The sequence below is a fragment of the Pseudomonas sp. AC252 genome (assembly GCF_979258105.1).
In genome coordinates, this window is the sequence record NZ_OZ409837.1 from 744,245 (window position 1) to 760,527 (window position 16,283).

General features: G+C 60.6%; 11 protein-coding genes and 1 pseudogene. 4 read left to right on the forward strand and 8 right to left on the reverse strand.

Annotation, left to right across the window (positions count from 1 at the left end; all coding sequences use genetic code 11):
- Nucleotides 1-110 precede the first annotated feature (110 nt).
- Both cmoA and cmoB read left to right on the forward strand, forming a co-directional pair.
- Nucleotides 111-854: a carboxy-S-adenosyl-L-methionine synthase CmoA gene (cmoA, locus tag ACZZZ4_RS03410; protein ID WP_463547255.1), complete on the forward strand. Its 744-nt coding sequence runs from the start codon at nucleotides 111-113 to the stop codon at nucleotides 852-854.
- Nucleotides 851-1,807 (forward strand): tRNA 5-methoxyuridine(34)/uridine 5-oxyacetic acid(34) synthase CmoB, encoded by a 957-nt coding sequence (cmoB, locus tag ACZZZ4_RS03415; protein WP_463547256.1) that lies wholly within the window; start codon nucleotides 851-853, stop codon nucleotides 1,805-1,807. Before cmoA ends, cmoB begins: the two co-directional genes overlap by 4 nt.
- Nucleotides 1,808-1,997: 190 nt before the next feature.
- Here cmoB and tadA read toward each other — a convergent pair.
- The 7 genes and pseudogenes from tadA to treP all read right to left on the reverse strand — a co-directional run bounded on the left by tadA (nucleotide 1,998) and on the right by treP (nucleotide 11,297).
- Nucleotides 1,998-2,492: pseudogene (gene tadA / locus ACZZZ4_RS03420) on the reverse strand (tRNA adenosine(34) deaminase TadA).
- A complete protein-coding gene (locus tag ACZZZ4_RS03425; RefSeq protein WP_463538706.1) occupies nucleotides 2,492-3,868 on the reverse strand; it encodes a multicopper oxidase family protein in 1,377 nt (458 codons plus the stop codon). The pseudogene tadA and the gene ACZZZ4_RS03425 overlap by 1 nt, the downstream one beginning before the upstream one ends.
- A gap of 118 nt (nucleotides 3,869-3,986) precedes the next feature.
- Nucleotides 3,987-4,277: a PTS transporter subunit EIIB gene (locus tag ACZZZ4_RS03430; RefSeq protein WP_463547257.1), complete on the reverse strand. Its 291-nt coding sequence runs from the start codon at nucleotides 4,275-4,277 to the stop codon at nucleotides 3,987-3,989.
- A gap of 2 nt (nucleotides 4,278-4,279) precedes the next feature.
- Entirely contained in the window at nucleotides 4,280-6,808 is a 2,529-nt protein-coding gene (ptsP, locus tag ACZZZ4_RS03435; protein ID WP_463547258.1) for a phosphoenolpyruvate--protein phosphotransferase, read from the reverse strand.
- Between the two features lie 50 nt (nucleotides 6,809-6,858).
- Nucleotides 6,859-8,082, reverse strand: a complete 1,224-nt coding sequence (locus ACZZZ4_RS03440; protein ID WP_463547259.1) for a carbohydrate porin — start codon at nucleotides 8,080-8,082, stop codon at nucleotides 6,859-6,861.
- 104 nt (nucleotides 8,083-8,186) lie between these two features.
- Complete coding sequence (gene treC, locus ACZZZ4_RS03445) at nucleotides 8,187-9,833, reverse strand: alpha,alpha-phosphotrehalase (protein WP_463547260.1); 1,647 nt, start codon at nucleotides 9,831-9,833, stop codon at nucleotides 8,187-8,189.
- Between the two features lie 21 nt (nucleotides 9,834-9,854).
- Nucleotides 9,855-11,297 (reverse strand): PTS system trehalose-specific EIIBC component, encoded by a 1,443-nt coding sequence (gene treP, locus ACZZZ4_RS03450; RefSeq protein ID WP_415761568.1) that lies wholly within the window; start codon nucleotides 11,295-11,297, stop codon nucleotides 9,855-9,857.
- 235 nt (nucleotides 11,298-11,532) lie between these two features.
- On the opposite strand from treP, the gene treR reads away from it, so the two are divergent.
- On the forward strand, nucleotides 11,533-12,237 hold the full coding sequence (gene treR / locus ACZZZ4_RS03455; protein WP_463547261.1) for a trehalose operon repressor: 705 nt from the start codon (nucleotides 11,533-11,535) through the stop codon (nucleotides 12,235-12,237).
- 83 nt (nucleotides 12,238-12,320) lie between these two features.
- Nucleotides 12,321-14,531 (forward strand): TerD family protein, encoded by a 2,211-nt coding sequence (locus ACZZZ4_RS03460; protein ID WP_463549248.1) that lies wholly within the window; start codon nucleotides 12,321-12,323, stop codon nucleotides 14,529-14,531.
- Between the two features lie 168 nt (nucleotides 14,532-14,699).
- On the opposite strand, the gene guaA is transcribed toward ACZZZ4_RS03460, so the two are convergent.
- Nucleotides 14,700-16,277 carry a glutamine-hydrolyzing GMP synthase gene (gene guaA / locus ACZZZ4_RS03465; RefSeq protein ID WP_016773344.1) on the reverse strand — a complete coding sequence of 526 codons (1,578 nt, stop codon included), beginning with the start codon at nucleotides 16,275-16,277 and terminating at the stop codon, nucleotides 14,700-14,702.
- Nucleotides 16,278-16,283: the final 6 nt, after the last annotated feature.

The window sequence follows — 16,283 nt, forward strand, 5'->3', positions numbered from 1 at the left end:
TGACGGCGAAGTTTATCCGCCAGTACTGTGCTTTATCAGACAACCCAAGCATCCCCGCGCCACTTTGGCTAAAATGCCGGCCTTTTCCACCGACACCGCCGGACGCCGCCGTGAGCAAAGAACCCGATCGCCTATTCGCCCAGCCTTTGGCCCAGGTGCCTGACTTCGCCTTCAACGAAGACGTGGTGCGGGTGTTCCCGGACATGATCAAGCGCTCGGTGCCGGGTTACCCGACCATCGTCGAAAACCTCGGCGTGCTCGCCGCGCAATTCGCCCAGCCGAACAGCGTCCTTTATGACCTCGGTTCGTCGCTCGGCGCAGTGACTCAAGCCCTGCGCCGCCATGTGCGCACCGACGGTTGCCGAGTGATCGCTGTGGATAACTCAGCAGCGATGGTCGAGCGTTGCCGCGAATACCTCAACGGTCAGGATTCGATGTTTCAGGAATTGCTGCCGGTCGAGGTGATCGAAGGCGATATCCTCGCGCTGCAATTCCAGCCTGCCTCGGTGGTGGCGCTGAACTTCACCCTGCAATTCATCGCCCCGGACCAGCGCACCGCGTTACTCTCGCGCATTCGCCATTCGCTATTGCCTGGCGGCGCGCTGATTCTCTCGGAGAAGCTGCGCTTCAACGATGCCGAAGAGCATGCGCTGCTCACCGATCTGCACGTGGCGTTCAAACGCGCCAACGGCTACAGCGAACTGGAAATCGCCCAGAAGCGCAGCGCCATCGAAAACGTCATGAAGCCCGACAGCCTCGAAGAACACCGCGAACGCTTGCTGGCCGCCGGGTTCTCGAAAGTCATGCCGTGGTTCCAGTGTCTTAACTTTGCCTCGTTGATTGCCTTGCCATGATTGATCTGTCCCCCCTCGCCCGCCGTCTGGCCGGTACTCCGCTGGCCGACTGGGCCAACACGCTGCAAGCGCAACTCGACAAGAAAATGGAGAAAGGCCACGGCGATCTGGAACGCTGGCAAAGTGCGCTGGACGCCTTGCCGAAGATCCAGCCAAGCGAAGTCGATTTGCTCAACTGCTTGAAACTCGACACCGATTGCGACGACGCAACCCGCGCGCAGATGCGCACCGCTTTGATGGGCCTGTCGCCGTGGCGCAAAGGGCCGTTCGATCTGTTCGGCGTGCATGTCGACACCGAATGGCGTTCGGACTGGAAGTGGTCGCGCGTGGCGCCGCACTTGGACCTCAAAGGCAAGCGTATCCTCGATGTCGGCTGCGGCAACGGCTACTACATGTGGCGCATGCTCGGCGCCGGTGCCGACAGCGTAATTGGCGTTGACCCGAACTGGCTGTTCTTCTGCCAGTTCCAGGCTGTGCAACGTTATTTGTCCGAGCCGAATGCCTGGCACCTGCCGTTCCCGTTTGAAGATCTGCCGCCGAATCTGGAAGGCTTCGACACGGTGTTTTCCATGGGCGTGTTCTACCACCGCCGCTCGCCGATCGAGCATTTGCTAGCGCTGAAGGATTGCCTGGTCAAGGGCGGCGAACTGGTGCTGGAAACGTTGGTGGTCGAAGGCGACAAGCATCAGGTGCTGGTCCCGGAAGATCGCTATGCGCAGATGCGCAACGTGTGGTTTTTGCCGTCAGTGCCGGCGCTGGAATTATGGCTGCGGCGGGCCGGGTTCAGCGATATTCGTTGTGTGGATGTCAGCACGACCACGGTTGAGGAACAGCGCGGGACCGAGTGGATGAAGTATCAATCGCTGAGCGATTTTCTGGATCCCGAGGATCACAGCAAAACCATTGAAGGGCTGCCGGCGCCGATGCGCGCGGTTATCGTCGCGAAGAAATAACCCGATCTCACAGCGCAGATCCCCCTGTGGGAGCGGGCTTGCTCGCGAAGGCGGTGTGTCAGACGATAAATGGTTGCCTGAATCACCGTCTTCGCGAGCAAGCCCGCTCCCACATTGCAAGCGCATTTCTGCCGTTGAAATGCCGTCTTTTGAGCAAGTGAACCTGCTCGCTTCTACAATGGGGCGGTATTTATTCAGCGGGTTTTGTGCGCCTGGCGCGGAAAAATTCGGTCAGCACTGCGCCACATTCTTCAGCCAGCACCCCCCTCATACAACACCCGGTGGTTCAAAAACCCTGGGTAAAAAACTGTCCCTGACTCTGCACAATCCCGGCCTTGGGCTCCAGCGCGCCATACACCACCCGCGCCACCCGTGAATGCACGATCAGCCCGGCGCACATGCTGCACGGTTCCAGCGTTACATACAGCGTGCTGCCCGGCAGGCGATAGTTATCCACTGCCTGCGCGGCGGCGCGGATCGCGACCATTTCCGCATGGGCACTTGGGTCGCTGGTGCTGATCGGGCAATTGAAGCCGCGACCGATGATCACGCCATCGTGCACCAGCACTGCGCCCACCGGCACTTCACCGAGGGCGGCGCCCTGTGCGGCGAGGATCAGGGCTTCGCGCATGAAGTCGCGGTCGCGGCTGCGGTCGATGATCGCCGCCGGGCGTATCTGGCGCATCACTTCACCTCGATCGCGGCCATCAGGCCGGTTTCCATATGGTCGATGACATGGCAGTGGAACATCCACACCCCCGGGTTATCCGCCACCAGCGCCACTTGCGCACGCTCGTTCTTGCCCAGCAGATAGGTGTCGGTGAAATACGGCACGACCTTGTGCCGGTTCGACGCGATCACCTTGAAGCTCATGCCGTGCAGGTGGATCGGGTGCTGGTACTGGGTCATATTCTTCAATTCGAAAATATAGCTCTGGCCGAGTTTCAGAGTGGCAATCGGCCGGTCGGCGCAGGTCTTGTCGGTGATGTCCCAGGCCTTGCCGTTGATCTGCCACAGGCTCGGCGGTTTGCCGTTTTCGGTGTTCACCGAGACCGAGCCGACCCATTCGAAATTGAAGTTGAGTTTCTCCGCATTGGCCAGGTCCGGCTCGGCCACCGGGTTGGCCGGCAGGGCTTTCGGCCAGTCCGTTGGCGCATCGGTGTTGGCGACTGACCGCAGCGTGCCCAGACGAACCGGGCCGTTGCGCAGCGACAACTCTTCACCCGCCGCTGGCGCCTTGATCGCCAGGCAAATGCGCATGCCAGGGCCGAGCCAGTATTCCTTGCCCAATGGCCGAGGTTCGATCGGATTGCCGTCCAGCGCGTAGATCTTCGCTTCGACGCCCGGAATGTTGATGCGATAGGTCAGGGTGTTGTCTAGGTTGAGCAAGCGCACCCGAGTGATCTGCCCGGCCGGCAGATCGATCACCGGCAACGGCACGCCATTGATCGTCGACAGGCGCCCGGCGGTACCGCCACGGGCCGCTTCGCGCGGGATACTGAACTCGACGAACTGGCCTTGCTCATCGACATGCCAGTTCTTCAGGCTGAGGGTTTTCTCGTACTTGAAACCGGTGGGCTCGCGCTCTTCGATGATTAGCGGCCCGACCAGCCCACGACCCAGTTCTTCGCTGCTGCTGACATGCGGGTGATACCAGTAGCTGCCGGCGTCCGGCACGCGGAATTTGTAGTCGAAGTATTCGCCCGGCAGCACCGGCAGTTGCGATACGTAGGGCACGCCGTCCATTTCCAGCGGCAGGCGGATACCGTGCCAGTGAATGGTGGTCGCCACGGGCAGGTGATTGATGAAACGCACCCGCAACCATTCGCCCTGACGCACGCGCAACTCGGTGCCCGGCGCCGACGGGCCGAACGCCCAGGCCTCGGTCTTGTGCCCCGGCACCAGCTCGACGTCGAGCGGCGCGGCGATCAGTTCATAGTCGTGGCCGGCCTCGGCGTCGGCCATCTTGCCCAGCCAGTAACGCGACGCGCCTCCCGCGCCTACGCCAACGACTACAAGACCGGCCAGGCCACCGAGAATTTGGCGACGGGTAAAGGACATGAACTCAACTACCTCACGTATCAGCGACAGATCCCGAGGGACCCGCAAAAAGGCGAATACGATACACCCGCAGTTGAGAAACAGTAAGGGCGACCTGCGGCCGCACGTCTTGTCGGCCTTATGCGCGCAGCCCGGTAATCAGGTGCAGCACGCCGCCCTCAAGCGGCATGACGCCCGCCACACCGGCCACACGCAGGGCCTGACGGTCGACACGGGCCTCGTCATGCAAGGTCACGCGCACCCGGGTCAGCGCCAGCGGTTGCTGCGACTTGATGTTAGCCACACCGCCCAGCGCCGCTACGATCTCGGCGTTCAAGCCGGCAACCGCATCGGCGGTAATGTTTGCCTCGTCCGGTACCAGATCCGGCGTCAGTGCCTTCCAGAATGCCTGCTGCAATTTGTCGAACATGTTCAATTCTCCATAACCGGCGAGGCATCGACTTTCGCCCCATGAAACTGCTGCAAGGCTTCGCGCACGTCGGCGGCGCTTTCGAGGCTCGAGACCTGTTCGGCGATGATGCGACAGTCGGCCAGATTCACTTCGCGCACCGCCGACTTGATCGCCGGAATCAACGGCACGCTCACCGACAGCTCATCCACACCCAGCCCCAGCAGCAACGGCACCGCAAGGCGTTCAGACGCCATGGCGCCGCAAACGCCGACCCATTTGCCGTGGGCATGGGCAGCCTTCACCGTCATCGCGATCAGGCGCAGCACCGAAGGGTGAAAGCTGTCCGCCTGACTGGCCAGACGCGGATGATCGCGGTCCATGGCGAGCGTGTATTGGGTGAGGTCGTTGGTGCCGATGGAGAAAAAATCCACGTGCGGCGCCAGCACATCGGCCATCAGCGCGGCGGCCGGCACTTCGATCATGATTCCAAGTTTCGGCAGGTGCGCCAGGCCCAGCACGCGCGCCTCCTGTTCGAGGATCTGCCGTGCCCGACGCAGCTCGGCCAGATTCGTGACCATCGGCAACATGATGTGCAGACGCGTCAGCTCCGAGCAGGCCAGCACGGCGCGAAATTGCTCACGCAACAATTGCGGGCGCTCAAGGCACAGGCGAATACCGCGCAAACCGAGGAAGGGATTGGTTTCGCTGTCCATCGGCACATAGGCCAGCGGCTTGTCCCCGCCGACATCGAGGGTGCGCACCACGAGATTGTGTGCCGGCCCGATAGTGCGGGCGATGGCGCTGTAGGTGGCCACTTGTTCATCGTGGCTCGGCGCTTGCTGGCGACCCAGGTAGAGAAACTCCGAACGCAGCAGTCCAACGCCACTCGCGCCAAGCTCCATGGCCTGGGCGGTTTCTTCCTGCGAGGCAATGTTGGCGGTGACTTCGATGTGCTGACCGTCACGGGTACAAGCCGCCTCGCTGGCCTGCGCCAGTTCCTGCTGATGACGCTGGCGCTGGCGCTCATGCCGCGTGCGCAATTGATCGATGGACTCGGCGTCAGGGTGCAATTGCAGTTCGCCTTTGTCGGCATCGAGCAGGACCCGCGTGCCATTGTCGAGCCCGAGCATTTGCAGCGGCATGCCACAGATCGCAGGCAAGCCACAGGCCCGCGCGAGGATCGCGACATGGCTGGTAGCGCCGCCGCCAACGGTGGCAAACCCGAGCACCTTGCGCGTATCGAGCCCGGCGGTCTGCGAAGGGGTCAGTTGATCGGCGATCAGAATTGTGTCGTCCGGCAACTCCAGCGCTTGCTCGTGCACACCGAGAATCAGCTTCAGCACGCGCTGGCCGACATCATCCAGATCCGCCGCGCGTTCGGCCAACAAGGCATTGCCCAGCGAGCGGAACATCGCCGCCGTTGCGTCGGTGCTGGTCTTCCAGGCGAATGCCGCGCTTTTGCCCGCGTCGATCAGCGCCCCGGCCTGATCCAGCAGGCTCGGGTCGGCCAGCAGTTCCTGATGCGCCTTGAAGATTTCCGCCTGCGCCTGGCCGCTGGCGGTGTCGCGCAGATGTTGCAGGGCCATGTCGGCTTCGATCAGGGCCTGGCTCAAGGCCTCCAGTTCGATTGGCGGCTCGGCGCCGAACTCGTTGACCAGTAGCGATGCTTCGACGATCTGCATGACTTGCCCCAACGCCGAACCGGGCGAGGCGCAGACACCGCGCAGGATGTTCGGCATTTCTGCTGCAACAGCTTCGACCGGCGCGGACGCTGTCACCGCTTCGCCGCAGCCTTCGCTCAGCAAGCGGCTCAGCGCTGCGACCGCTGCTTCGGCATCTTCACCTTCGGCGCTGACCTGCACGCTGTCACCCTGGGCCGTTTGCAACGCCATGATTGCCACCAGGGATTTGCCATTGGCTTGCGCTTGCAGTTTGTGCAGATGGATGGTCGCTGAAAACGCTTTCGCCGCTTGAGCGAATACTGCCGCCGGCCGCGCGTGCAGACCATTGGGATTGGGCAGGTTGATCGGCGACGAGCACACCGCATCGCCCGGCACCGGCGCTGGATGTTCGCCGCCCGCTGCGCCGACCAGCACGTCCATCACCGGTTGGCCCACCTCGACCCACCCGGTAGAGCCGACCAATGAATCGAACGGCTCGCCGCTGACCACCAGCATCAAGGTCAACAAACTGCGCGCGTGCAGGGCAATGTAGTCAGCATCGAAGTCGATCAGCGCCTGCCCCGCTTCGACCCGCTGCCCGGCTTCAACGCGGCGGGTGAATCCTTCGCCGGCGAGATTCACCGTGTCCAGGCCGATGTGCATCAACACCTGAACACCCGCATCACTGGTGATGGTGAGCGCATGCCCGCTGGCCTGCACGTCGCTGACCACACCAGCAAGCGGTGCGCAGAGCGTTGACGAAGTCGGGTCGATGCACAAACCGTCGCCGATGATCCGCCCGGCAAACACCGGATCGGGCACCTGGTCCAGCGCCATCAGCACGCCGGATAAAGGAGCCAGCAGCTGCAATTGTTGGGGTGTGGCCATGACATCACCTGAGCTTGTATTGATTGAATGAGCGGTCGCAGCCGCTTTGCTTATTTCCACCAGTATTCAACCTGCAGACCGACATTGGCCCCGTGTCGTGCGTTGCCAAAGGCGCCCGTGTCGGAGAGTGCCGAGCCTTTGGCCAACAGGTTGGCGGCACGCTTGGCTGCCTGGTTCCAGCTGGCATAGGTGTAATACAGACGCACTTCGGGCCGCGCCCAGAATTCCGGGCCTTTCGGTGACCACGTCGGCGCAAAGGTGAACTTGCTCAGCTTGCGCGTGCCGTCCGCCGCATCGACCTGGTCGTGACCCAGTTCGGTCACCAGTTTGAACTGCTCGCTCAGCGCATAGGTCGGGCGCACACCGAGTGACAGCCAGTTCTGGTCGGCGCCACCCTGACGAATATCCTTTTGATACACCGCCTGGAATTGTCCGCCAAACCGCGGCGTCAGTTGCCAGTCGAAGAACTCGACGATGCGATAGCTCTTGTTGCGGTCATCGAGCCTGACGTTACCGGTATAGCCCAATCCGGTGCCCGGTCCTTCGCCGTATTGCAGCGCCAGTTTGTTCTTGCCGCCGAAAAAGGCCTGCTGCACGTGCTGAGTAGTGATCGCCCAGCCACGGTGCGCGTCGCGGCTGTCGGGCTTGTCGATGTAACTCAGGCCGAACTCCAGTTCACCGCCCGGGTTACTGTTGAAACCGCCGACGTTGAAGTCATGGCGATTGATGTAATCCTTCTGGTAAAGATTGTCCTTGCGCGAGAACGCGTAACTGTATTTCAAGCCGCCGAGCAACACGTCTTCAATACCTGCCCCGGTGGCGCTCTGGTTCCAGTAATAGAAATCGGAAATATGGATGTCGTTACGTTTGTAGTAACGCCGACCCGCCCATAGCGAGCCGCCGTTAAGCGCGGGCATCGCCGACCATTGCGCATAAGCCTGTGGCAGGCGAATCGAGCCGTTGTCCTCTTTGAACGTCAGGCTGCGATCGTAGCGGTTGTACAACGACGCCATGCCATCGACGCTCAACACCGAGCCGTCGTCGAGGGTGTACAGATCCTGGCGCAGCTCGAGCTCACCGTACTGCTCGCACTCGTTTCCGAGGCGATATTTGGTCTGTGCGCCGGGCAACTGGAAACACGACTGACTGCCGCTGTTGACCGAAGTGCCGACACCGCTGCGCAGATAGCCGCCAAACTCCAGCGCCTGAGAAGATGTAGGCATTGCCAGACAAAATCCGGCGACTGCCAAGCTGTAATTCATGGTTGTTTTCATATGCCACCCATTGTTTTTATTGTGTGGTTGCAGGAATTCAGCGCGCACAACTCCCCGCGCAGCGTTCTGCGTGTTTTTTCAAAGGTTGTTATTCAGTTAAAAAATCAGGGGTCGGTCAGGTGCAGCACGAAGGATTCGTAAGGTCGCAACTGCAGCAAACTCGTGCGTTGCGGGCAGTCCGGGTAATTGCTGATCAACAAGCGCTGCTCCTGGGCTTCGTCGAGCAGCGCCGGTAGCTCGACCTCACAGGCAGTGCCATAGAAGTTGTTCACCACTAACAAGCGTTCGCCCGTCCCCTCGCGCAGGTACGCCCAGACTTGTGGGTGCTCCGGCAGCAACTGGCGATAGACGCCGTCAGAGATCAGCGCTTCAGTGCGGCGTAAAGCGATCAGGCGTCGATAGTGATGCAGCACCGACTCCGGGTCGTGCAGCTGATGCGCGACGTTGATCTGCACAGCATTGGCCGGCACGCCAATCCAGGGTTCACCACTTGTGAAACCGGCGTTGTGCCCGGCGTGCCAGTGCATCGGCGTGCGCCCGTTGTCGCGGGACTTCTGCATGATCGCCGCCAGGTTGTCGAGGTCGCTGGTGCCGGCTTCACGCTTGAGGCGAAAGATGTTCAGGGTCTCGACATCGCGGTACTGCTCGATGCTCTCGAACCCCGGATTGGTCATTCCCAATTCTTCGCCCTGATAGACGAAGGGCGTGCCCTGCAGAAAGTGCAGCGCCGTGCCGAGCATCTTCGCCGACAGCTCGCGGTATTCGCCGTCATTGCCGAACCGCGAGACCACGCGTGGCTGATCGTGGTTACACCAGAACAGCGCATTCCAGCCGCCACCCGCCTGCATGCCGGTCTGCCAGTCGGACAGAATCTGCTTGAGCTGGAGGAAATCGAAATCGGCGCGCACCCATTTCTGCAGATTCGGGTAATCGACCTTCAGGTGATGAAAGTTGAAGGTCATCGACAGCTCTTTCGACTGCGGATTGGAGTAACGAATGCAGTGTTCGAGGCGGGTCGAAGACATTTCCCCGACATTGATCAGCTCATGCCCTTCAAAGACCTCGCGGTGCATTTCCTGCAAGTAGGTGTGCACGTTCGGCCCGTCGGTGTAGAAGCGCCGACCATCGCTGTCGTCCTCGGGGAAGTCCGCCGGTTTCGAGATCAGGTTGATCACGTCCAGACGAAAGCCACCGACGCCCTTGTCGCGCCAGAAACGCATCATCTTGAACACTTCGTCGCGGACCTTGGGGTTGTCCCAATTGAGGTCGGCCTGGGTGTGGTCGAACAGGTGCAGGTAATACTGGCCGGTCTGCGCTTCGTATTCCCAGGCCGAGCCGCCGAACTTGGATTCCCAGTTGTTCGGCTGGTCGCGCCAGATATAGAAGTCGCGATAAGGATTGTCGAGGCTGCTGCGCGCCTGCTGGAACCAGACATGTTCGATCGAGGTGTGGTTGACCACGATGTCGAGCATCAACTTGATCCCGCGTTTGCCCGCTTCGGCGATCAGCAGTTCACAGTCGGCCATGCTGCCGTAGCTAGGATCGACCGCGTAGTAGTCGCTGATGTCGTAGCCGTTGTCGCGCTGCGGAGAGCGCAGGAACGGCGTGATCCACAGGTAATCGACCCCCAGCCATTGCAGGTAATCGAGCTTGGCGACGATGCCGAGCAGATCGCCAGTGGCGTTGCCGGCATGGCTGTGAAAGCTCTTCGGGTAGATCTGGTAGATCACCGAACGTTGCCAGTCTTGCATGGCGCGACTCCTTTATTGATTTCAGGCAACCCGGTAACCCGGACGGACGATCTTCATGCTCAGCACGCAGGTCAGGGCAAACGGCACGAGCATGGCGATCAGCATCCCGATGACGAACATCGGGATGAACTGCGGAACGATCGAGATGAAACCGGGCAGGCCACCGACGCCAATGGCCGAAGCCTGGATCTTGTTCAGCGAGAGGAACATGCAGCCCAGCGCGGAACCGGCCAGCGCGGCGTAAAACGGGAATTTGTAGCGCAGGTTGACGCCAAACATCGCCGGCTCAGTGATGCCGAAATACGCAGAAATCGCTGAGGTCGAGGCCATGCTCTTGTCCCGCGCATTACGGGTCATCCAGAACACCGCCAATGCCGCACTGCCCTGCGCCAGATTGGACATGACAATCATCGGCCAGATGAAGGTGCCGCCCTGGCTGGAGATCAGTTGCAGGTCTACGGCAAGAAACATGTGGTGCATGCCGGTGATTACCAGAGGCGCATACAACAAACCGAAAATCAGACCGCCCACTAACGGCGCCAGATCGAACAGCATCACCAGACCTTCGGTGATGTAGATGCCGATATGCCGGGTCACCGGGCCGATGATCGCCAGGGCCAGCACGCCGGTGACAACGATGGTGGTGATCGGCACCACCAGCAGCTGCACGGCGTTGGGCACGCGTGTGCGCAGCCATTTTTCGATCACGCTCATCACATAGGCTGCCAGCAGGATCGGCAGAATCTGCCCTTGGTAACCGACCTTTTCCACCTGGAACAGGCCGAGGATGTCGAAGTACGGCAGTTGCTGCCCATCCAGCCCGGCAACGGCCTTGCCGTAATTCCAGGCATTGAGCAGATCCGGATGCACCAGCATCAGACCGAGGACGATGCCGAGGATCTCGCTGCCGCCGAAGCGCTTGGCCGCCGACCAGCCGACCAGCGCCGGCAGGAACACGAACGAGGTGTTGGCCATCAGGTTGATCAGGCTCCACAACCCGTCGAGGTTGGGATAGGCATCGAGCAGGGTCTGGCCCTCGATGAACATGCCCTTGGCGCCGAGTAGGTTGTTGATGCCCATCAACAGGCCGGCAATGATCAGCGCCGGCAGGATCGGCATGAACACATCGGAAAACACCCGCACCAGCCGCTGCATGGCGTTTATCTTCTCGGCGCTTTTCTGTTTAACGTCGGCGATGGTCGATGCCGCAAGACCTGTCTGCTGGCGCAGTTCGGCATAAACCTTTTCCACATCACCCGGGCCGATGACCACTTGATACAACCCGCCGGTGAAGAACGAACCCTTGACCAGATCGACGCCATTGAGCGCGGCCACATTCACCAGCGCGGGGTTCTTCAGCGCCAGGCGCAAACGCGTGACGCAATGCGCCGCCTGCTCGATGTTGTCGCGGCCACCGAGGCTTTCCAGCAGCTCTCGGGCGATGTTCGGGTAGTCATGGCTCATGCTTGTTTTTCCGTCGTGGATTGTTGTTATTGGCAGCACGCCGAGAGGAAAAATACTCGTCTGTACGAGTTAATGCAACAACTCGTCTGTACGAGTTTGCATCCGTGGATGAACGTCAGAAACACGCGGATTCTTCCTACTCTGACCTAAGATGTTTTCCTTCGTCCGCATGGACAAACCCCTACCCTGCCCTTAAGGTTCGGGGTTTTGAGCACCGTCGGCACAGAGTCCAGCCATGAGCAAATACAACCAGATCTACAGCGATTTGCTTTCCAGTATCACCACCCAGCGCCTGGAGCGCGGCGCCCGGCTGCCTTCCGAAACCGAACTGATGGACACCTATCAGGCCAGCCGGGGCACGGTGCGCAAAGCCATCGACCAGTTGCAGGAGCGCGGTTTCGCTCAGAAGATTCACGGCAAAGGCGCGTTCGTGCTGTCGACCAACCCGATCGAATTCCAGCTCGGCGGCATCGTCAGTTTTCAAGAGACCCACCCGCGACTGGGCAACGACGTCAGCACCGAAGTGGTCGAGATGTGTCAGGTGCCGCTGGAAGGTGCGCTGCTCGAACACATCAATGCCGAACCCGGCAGCCCGATCACCCGGATCAAGCGGGTACGGCGCATCGACGGCAAACGCGTCATCCTCGACATCAACCACTTCGTCAGCGACGTGATCCCCGACCTGTCAGCAGACATCGCCGAACATTCGATCTACGCCCACATCGAACAGACCCTGCAGCTGCAGATCGCCTACGCCCAGCGCACCATCGAAGCCGTGCCGTCCAGCAAAGACGACCAACAACACCTGGACCTCGACGGCCAGAGCCATGTCATCGTCGTCAGCAACCAGACCTTCCTGCAGGACGGCCGCCAGTTCGAATACACCGAATCACGGCATACGCTGGACAAGTTCTATTTTTCGGATGTGGCGCGGCGGTAATAGCCGCTGGCAAGCGAGCCCGTTTCAAAATATGTGGTTGGCTGACAAGCCGCGATGACCTCCGGTAGTATGCCGCCGTGGCTATGGAACACCTTCCTTCTATCCTCCAAGAACTAGGGGTTCCGCTCTCCACACCGCGCCTGCTTATTGCAGGCGTTTTCGTATCGATTGCACAGGTGAGCTTCAGCTCACTGGAAACGGCGACCAAGGAAGAAATCATGATTAATCAGGAGCTGTTCCTGCGGCGCCGTACAAAGCTGCACGTTCCTGCGGGCTCTGGCGGAGCCACACGCGCGCAGGTCGCATCAGCTGTCAAAGAAGTTACAGCGTTTCGATGCGTTCTCTCCGAGCCGCTGATCGAGCGAATCGGCACGCTCTCTGCGGTCGAACTCAAGAACTGGCTGCGTGAAGTCATTCGAGTCCTGCGGCGTCGCAGCGGTGCTCATGTACATCACCGACCGTTTTATCCTGACTTTCCCAATCAAGTCCTCGAAGCGACAGAGGCTGAGTTGTATCTCAACGCCGTCATTCACTACCACACACTTCGGCGCCTGCCACCCAGCGAACAGGTCCGGCCAGCCATGCTTGAAGGCAACTTCATTCATTGGGTCATCGAACCGGGAAGTGTCAGCGAGTTCGAGGCGTTGCTCGAGCCGCTGGTCTCATCGCGCACCTCGCTGTCCGAAGAGGAAGCGGCGGATGTCATCTGGTTTATCCGAACATACAAAAGCGATGTGTTCCGCCTGCTGCCAGAGACCATCCCGTTCCGCGAGATTCGCGCGCTGGTTGGTGCCGCGCTGATCCTGCATATCGGTGACGATGCCCGAGTCGAGGCCTTCCTTGAGCAAAATGTCGAAACGGCAACGGACGTGCTGCGCGTGGCGATCGCACTGCATGGTGGAGACGTGTCGCTGGCAACAGCGCAGACGCGCTTTGGCAAAATTAAACGCTCGATGCGTCGCAAGCTGTTGCGCCTGCTCGACCGCTCGCCCAACGCTACGGAAGATGTGATGCGCCAGGCCGAACGCTGGAAACGCCTGGCCGAAGTCCTGCATCCAGGCGATTACGCTGAGAAATATCCGCGAGCATTCGCGGCCATCACCGCAGCGCGACGCAACGATCCGCCGCCCTCGTTCGGGTCGCGTGTCGAAACCATGCTTGCCCAACGCCAGATCGCCGCGCTTACGCCGGTGCTGCAGGATCGTCCCGGAGAATTCGCGCGCCGTCTGGACGTGATGTTACGGCGTGCCACAGAACCGGACGCGGTGCTCGACGCCTTTGCGGCTGTCGCGGCGCAAGTGTCCTCACCTGTGCTGCTGCAATTGCTGGCCCAGGTGAATGCCCCGCGCCCCCTGCCCTTGCGGGCGTTCACACCTAAAGGAGCGCTGGCGAAAGTCTTCGGCACTGCTGATCGTCGAGAGTCGATCGCACCGCAGGTATTGGCACGTGCCGCACAGATTTGCGAGAACGCCCTGATCGCGCGTTTCACGTTGCTGCCACCACTGGGACGTTGTTTCATCGATCCGGCATTGCGCGACTACCGAGTGCCACTGGCACAGCGCGCCGCAGCGAAGTCGTTGCGCACGCTGGTACGCGGCAGTCGGTTGCCAATGCCCGATACGCGATTCATTCGCCTGTTTTTATGGTGGAAGAATGGCCGTGACCGCACGGACATCGACCTGTCCGCCGCCTTCTTCGACAGCGACTTCGTCTTCAAGGAAGCAGTCGCCTATTACAACCTCAAAGGCTATGGCGGTTACCACAGCGGCGACATCGTCGACGCGCCTGAAGGCGCTTCCGAGTTCATCGACCTCGACCTTGATGTTCTTGCCGAGAAGGGTATCCGTTATGTCGTCACGTCCCTCAACTCGTTTACCTGGCAGCCATATTGCGACCTTCCGGAATGCTTTGCGGGTTGGATGGCCCGCGCCGACACGGCATCTGGCGAAGTATTCGAGCCGCGCACCGTAGTCGACCGCGTCGATATCGCCTCAGACACCGGTATCTGTCTACCCTTCGTGATGGACCTACAGGAGCGACGCATGATCTGGGCCGATCTGGGGCTGACTTCATCGCCCCGTTGGAACAACGTCGACAACAACCTCAGCGGGGTTTCGTTGATGCTGCGCGCCTTGGTGCATACACCACGGCCGGAACTGCACACACTTTTTGATTTGCATGTGCGGGCACGAGGTGAACGAGTGGCCTCTGCGGAGCAGGCGCAGACGGTGTTTGCGCCTGATCAAGGGTTGACGCCGTTCGACACGGATCTGATTCGATCTGAATATCTTTGAGATCTGCGACAGGCTTACTGGCTTCTGAACACATAGCTGCGCCTGAAAGTTTTCGGCGCTATCAATAAAAAATGCCAGTCAGCAAAACTGACTGGCATTTTTCCAGAGCATGGCTAAGCGCTTTTGAAACTGGCGCCTAGCGGAGGCCGGACGAGCCGGCTTCCTCCATCACTCCCACTCAATCGTCGCCGGCGGCTTGCTCGACACGTCATACGTAACGCGCGAGATGCCTTCGATTTCGTTGATGATGCGGCCGGAAACGGTTTCCAGCAGTTCGTAAGGCAGGTGTGCCCAACGTGCGGTCATGAAGTCGATGGTTTCCACGGCGCGCAGGGCCACGACCCAGGCGTAACGACGGCCATCGCCGACCACGCCGACCGATTTGACTGGCTGGAACACCACGAACGCCTGGCTGACCTTGTGGTACCAGTCGGCCTTGCGCAGTTCTTCGATGAAGATGTGGTCGGCGCGACGCAGCAGGTCGGCGTATTCCTTCTTCACTTCACCGAGGATGCGCACGCCCAGGCCCGGGCCTGGGAACGGGTGACGGTAGACCATGTCGTACGGCAGGCCCAGCTCCAGGCCAAGGCGACGGACTTCGTCTTTGAAGAGTTCGCGCAGTGGTTCGACCAGTTTCAGGTTCATTTCTTCCGGCAGGCCGCCCACGTTGTGGTGCGACTTGATCACGTGGGCCTTGCCGCTTTTCGCGCCAGCCGACTCGATCACGTCCGGGTAGATGGTGCCCTGAGCGAGGTACTTGATGTTGTCCAGCTTGCAGGATTCGGCATCGAACACGTCAATGAAGGTGCGGCCGATGATCTTGCGCTTCTTTTCCGGGTCGGCTTCGCCGGCCAGGTTGTTGAGGAACTGCTCCTCAGCGTTGGCGCGGATCACCTTGACGCCCATGTTCTCGGCGAACATGGCCATCACTTGCTCGCCTTCGTGCAGACGCAGCAGACCGTTGTCGACGAACACGCAGGTCAGTTGATCGCCGATGGCTTTGTGCAGCAGTGCGGCAACCACCGAGGAGTCAACGCCACCGGACAGGCCCAGCAGCACGTTGTCGGTGCCGACCTGGGCGCGGATGTTGGCGATGGCGTCTTCAGCGATCTTCGACGGCGTCCACAGTGCTTCACAGCCGCAGATGTCGAGCACGAAGCGCGACAGGATGCGACCGCCCTGTTTGGTGTGGGTCACTTCCGGGTGGAACTGCACGCCGTAGTAAGCGCGGTCGTCGTTGAACATACCGGCGATCGGGCAGCTTGGGGTGCTGGCGAGGATGTGGAAGTCTTCCGGCATCTTGGTGACTTTGTCACCGTGGCTCATCCACACGTCGAGGCCGAACAGGCCGTCGGCGTCGATGTGGTCTTCGATACCGTCGAGCAGGCGGCTCTTGCCGACCACGTCAACGCGGGCGTAACCGAACTCACGCAGTTCGGAACCTTCAACCTTGCCGCCCAGTTGCTCGGCCATGGTCTGCATGCCGTAGCAGATGCCGAACACCGGAACGCCGAGGTCGAACACCGCCTGCGGGCAGCGCGGGCTGTTGGCTTCGTGCACGGACTCGGGGCCGCCGGCGAGGATGACGCCTTTAGGGGCGAATTCGCGGATCGCATCTTCGTCCATGTCGAACGGGTGCAGTTCGCAGTACACGCCGATCTCGCGCACGCGGCGGGCAATCAGCTGGGTGTATTGCGAACCGAAGTCGAGGATCAGGATGCGGTGAGCGTGAATGTCGAGGGCCATGAAAGA

Coding starts and splice junctions, on each gene's coding strand:
- treR (WP_463547261.1), top strand. CDS start 11,533: ATGAGCAAATACAACCAGATCTACAGCGATTTGCTTTCCAGTATCACC.
- ptsP (WP_463547258.1), bottom strand. CDS start 6,808: ATGGCCACACCCCAACAATTGCAGCTGCTGGCTCCTTTATCCGGCGTG.
- treP (WP_415761568.1), bottom strand. CDS start 11,297: ATGAGCCATGACTACCCGAACATCGCCCGAGAGCTGCTGGAAAGCCTC.
- treC (WP_463547260.1), bottom strand. CDS start 9,833: ATGCAAGACTGGCAACGTTCGGTGATCTACCAGATCTACCCGAAGAGC.
- ACZZZ4_RS03460 (WP_463549248.1), top strand. CDS start 12,321: ATGGAACACCTTCCTTCTATCCTCCAAGAACTAGGGGTTCCGCTCTCC.
- ACZZZ4_RS03440 (WP_463547259.1), bottom strand. CDS start 8,082: ATGAAAACAACCATGAATTACAGCTTGGCAGTCGCCGGATTTTGTCTG.
- cmoB (WP_463547256.1), top strand. CDS start 851: ATGATTGATCTGTCCCCCCTCGCCCGCCGTCTGGCCGGTACTCCGCTG.
- ACZZZ4_RS03430 (WP_463547257.1), bottom strand. CDS start 4,277: ATGTTCGACAAATTGCAGCAGGCATTCTGGAAGGCACTGACGCCGGAT.
- ACZZZ4_RS03425 (WP_463538706.1), bottom strand. CDS start 3,868: ATGTCCTTTACCCGTCGCCAAATTCTCGGTGGCCTGGCCGGTCTTGTA.
- guaA (WP_016773344.1), bottom strand. CDS start 16,277: ATGGCCCTCGACATTCACGCTCACCGCATCCTGATCCTCGACTTCGGT.